Source organism: Roseateles sp. P5_E11 (assembly GCF_054049355.1).
In genome coordinates this window covers 1-3,957 of record NZ_JBFUMO010000542.1, presented here as the reverse complement: position 1 = coordinate 3,957, position 3,957 = coordinate 1, and the positions used below count along the sequence as shown (strand labels likewise).

Annotated in this window: 4 protein-coding genes; all 4 read left to right on the top strand. The window is 67.8% G+C overall.

The features are described from left to right. The first annotated feature begins 128 nt into the window (after positions 1–128). A complete protein-coding gene (locus ACXJKR_RS26570) occupies positions 129–1,667 on the top strand; it encodes a fumarate hydratase (protein WP_457325366.1) in 1,539 nt (512 codons plus the stop codon). Positions 1,668–1,705: 38 nt separating this feature from the next. Beyond that, the gene (locus ACXJKR_RS26565) at positions 1,706–2,164 is read left to right on the top strand and encodes an N-acetyltransferase family protein (protein WP_457325365.1); all 459 of its coding nucleotides are present in this window, start codon (positions 1,706–1,708) and stop codon (positions 2,162–2,164) included. Positions 2,165–2,180: 16 nt separating this feature from the next. Beyond that, positions 2,181–3,026, top strand: a complete 846-nt coding sequence (locus ACXJKR_RS26560; RefSeq protein ID WP_457325364.1) for an alpha/beta hydrolase family esterase — start codon at positions 2,181–2,183, stop codon at positions 3,024–3,026. 23 nt (positions 3,027–3,049) lie between these two features. Next, on the top strand, positions 3,050–3,957 hold a 908-nt coding region (gene ahr, locus ACXJKR_RS26555; RefSeq protein ID WP_457325363.1), incomplete at its 3' end, for an NADPH-dependent aldehyde reductase Ahr.

Here is a 3,957-nt window from a genome sequence, read left to right as displayed (position 1 = left end):
ATGCGGGTGCTGCTCATGACGGTTCTCACGAAGGCGGGGTTGGCTTTCAGCATAGCCAGGATGAGAACCCTTCTCATCTTTGCGGCCACCGATAATTCCGCCCGCCCCCAAGCTTGTCTGCCCTCCAAATGACCACGATCCGCCAGCAAGACCTCATCGACAGCGTTGCTGCCGCCCTGCAGTACATCAGCTACTACCACCCGGCCGACTACATCGCCCACCTGGCCCGCGCCTACGAGAGCGAGGCCTCGCCCGCCGCCAAGGACGCCATCGCGCAGATCCTCACCAACAGCCGCATGTGCGCGGAAGGCCGCCGCCCGATCTGCCAGGACACCGGCATCGTCAATGTCTTCCTGAAGATCGGCATGGACGTGCGCTGGGAAGGCTTTGCCGGCAGCATCGAGGACGCCATCAATGAAGGCGTGCGCCAGGGTTACCTCAACCCGGACAACAAGCTGCGCGCCAGCGTGCTGGATGACCCCATATTTGCGCGCAAAAACACGAAGGACAACACGCCCGCCGTTGTGCAGATGGAGCTGGTGCCCGGCAACACCGTGGACGTCATCGTCGCGGCCAAGGGCGGTGGCAGTGAGAACAAGAGCAAGGTCTACATGCTCAACCCCAGCGACGACATCGTCGACTGGGTGCTGAAGACCGTGCCGACCATGGGCGCCGGCTGGTGCCCGCCCGGCATGCTGGGCATCGGCGTCGGCGGCACGGCCGAGAAGGCCGCCTTGCTGGCCAAGCAGGCGCTGATGGAAGACATCGACATGTACGAGCTGCTGCAGCGCGGCCCGCAGAACAAGCTCGAAGAGATGCGCATCGAGCTGTACGAGAAGGTCAACGCCTTGGGCATCGGCGCGCAGGGCCTGGGCGGCCTGACGACCGTGCTGGACGTGAAGATCAAGACCTTCCCGACGCATGCAGCCAGCAAGCCCATCGCCATGATCCCGAACTGCGCGGCCACGCGCCACGCCCACTTCGTGCTGGATGGCAGCGGCCCGAGCTACCTCGAGCCGCCCAGCCTGGACCTGTGGCCCGACGTGAACTGGGCGCCCGACTACAACAAGAGCCGGCGCGTCGACCTGAACACGCTGACGCCGGACATCGTCGCCACCTGGAAGGCCGGCGAGACGCTGCTGCTGAACGGCAAGATGCTGACCGGCCGCGACGCCGCCCACAAGCGCATCCAGGACATGCTGGCCAAGGGTGAGCCGCTGCCGGTGGACTTCACCAACCGCGCCATCTACTACGTCGGCCCCGTGGACCCGGTGCGAGACGAGGTGGTGGGCCCGGCCGGCCCGACGACCGCCACGCGCATGGACAAGTTCACCGACATGATGCTGGCCAAGACCGGCCTGATCGCCATGGTCGGCAAGGCCGAACGCGGGCCGGTCGCCATCGAGTCCATCAAGAACCACAAGAGCGCCTACCTGATGGCGGTCGGCGGTTCGGCCTACCTGGTCAGCAAAGCGATCAAGGGCGCCAAGGTCGTCGGCTTCGAGGACCTCGGCATGGAAGCCATCTACGAGTTCGACGTGGTGGACATGCCCGTCACCGTGGCGGTCGACGCCACCGGCACCAGCGCCCACATCACCGGCCCGGCGGAGTGGAAGCAGCGTATCGCCTCGGGCAAGGCCGTCGGCATCCCGGTCGCCTCGGCCTGACGCCTACACAATCGGGTGGTCAACCTTGACCACCCGATATGACCCAAGTCCGCCCCCTCCAGCCCACCGACCGCGCCGCCTGGCAGCCCCTCTGGGACGGCTACAACGCCTTCTACGGCCGTGCCGGCGAGACCGCACTGCCCGCTGAGGTCACCGAGACCACCTGGGCGCGCTTCTTCGACGCCACCGAACCGGTTCATGCACTGGTCGCCGAAGATGAAAGCGGCCAGCTGCTCGGCCTCGTGCACTACCTCTATCACCGCAGCACGACGCGCGTCGAGCTGACCTGCTATCTGCAGGACCTGTTCACGACACCTGAGGCGCGTGGCCGCGGCGTGGGCCGCGCCCTGATCGAGGCCGTGTATGCGGCGGCCCGCGAGGCGGGCATCAAGCGCGTCTACTGGCAGACGCACACCACCAACGCCACGGGCCGCGCGCTGTACGACAAGGTTGCGCATCACATGGGCTTCATCGTCTACGCCCAAGACGTCGCCTGACCTCGGAGGACTTCAAGTGCGCCTGTTTTTCGTCGCCGCCGTCCTGCTGGCGCTGTACACCCTCTCGCCGCCCGCCAGGGCACAGACCTGCGCCCTGACGCCGGTCGCCGGCGAGATGCGCGAGCTGACCTCGGGTGGCCGCACGCGGACTTATCGACTCTTCGTGCCGCCTGCCGTCGCGGGCCGCAGCCAGCTCCCGCTGGTCTTCGACCTGCACGGCACGGGCGGCAAGACCGCGGGGCGCGCCAGGGAAAGCGGCTTCGAGACACTGGCGGCGCGAGAGGGCTTCGCTGTCGCCACACTGCAGGCGGAAGACTCGCGCTGGAATGTGCCGGTGGCCAGCACCCGCGCCGACGATGTGCAGTACGTGTCCGATGTCATCGACCACATTGCCGCCCAGGTCTGCATCGACCCGAAGCGGGTCTATTCGACCGGCTTCTCAGGCGGCGGGCGCATGTCCTCTCTGCTCGRCTGCCGCCTGAACCACCGCATCGCAGCCATCGCACCGGTCGGCGGGCTGCGCTGGTTCGGCCCCTGCGCGGGCCGCGCCGTGCCGGTGCTGACCGTGCACGGCCTGGCGGACTCGACCAACTCCTACGAAGGTCATGCCGACCGCGGCCCCGAGTGGGTGGAAAGCGTGCCGGAGGCCCTGGCCGGATGGGCCGCCCACAACCGTTGCCAGCCCAAACTCGTCCAGGACGCCCAGCCCGGAGCGCTCCAGACCATCCGCTACGCGGGCTGCACGGGCAACTCAGAGGTCAGGCTGCTGCGCATCGACGGCATGGGCCACATCTGGCCCCATACCGAGGTCGATGCAACCGACACGATCTGGCAGTTCTTCAAGGCTCACCCGCTCCAGTAGGCCCCACACAACAGGAGACCCGCATGTCCAACATCCGCGCCYACGCCGCCCTCGCCCCCGGCGGCGCCCTGCAACCCTTCGACTACGACCCCGGCCCGCTGGGCGACGAGGACGTCGAAGTCACCGTCGAGCACTGCGGCATCTGCCACTCCGACCTGGCCATGATCGACAGCGAGTGGTTCCCGGCCGCCTACCCCGTGGTGCCCGGCCACGAGGTCATTGGCCGCGTCACGGCCCTGGGCGCCCATGCCAAGGGCCGGCAGATCGGCCAGCGCGTCGGTGTGGGCTGGCATGCCAGCAGCTGCACGCATTGCAATTTCTGCCTTGGCGGCGAGCAGCATCTGTGCGGCAAGCGCCAGCCGACGCTGATCGGCCGCCATGGCGGCTTCGCGGACCGGCTGCGCGCCCACTGGAGTTGGGCCGTGCCCCTGCCCGATGCGCTGGACCCGGTCGCGGCGGGCCCACTGATGTGCGGCGGTGGCACGGTCTTCCTGCCCTTTGTACTGCATGCCATCAAGCCGACCGACCGCGTCGGCGTCGTCGGCATCGGCGGCCTGGGTCACCTGGCCGTCAAGTTCGCACGTGCCTGGGGCTGCGAGGTCACGGCCTTCACGTCGTCGCCCTCCAAGCGCGACGAAGCCCTCGCACTGGGCGCGCACAAGACGCTGTCCAGCGTCGACAAGGCCGAGCTGAAAGCCGCCGCCGGCAGCCTGGACTTCCTGCTCATCACCGTGGGCGCCGCATTGAACTGGGACGCACTGCTGGTCACGCTGGCACCCAAGGGCCGCATGCATCTGGTCGGCGTCGTCACCGACGCGATGGCATTGAAGAGTGGCGGCCTGCTGAGCTGGCAGAAGAGCCTGTCGGCCTCACCCACACCGCCGCCCTCCGTCCTGAAGACCATGCTGGACTTCTCGGCACGGCATCAGAT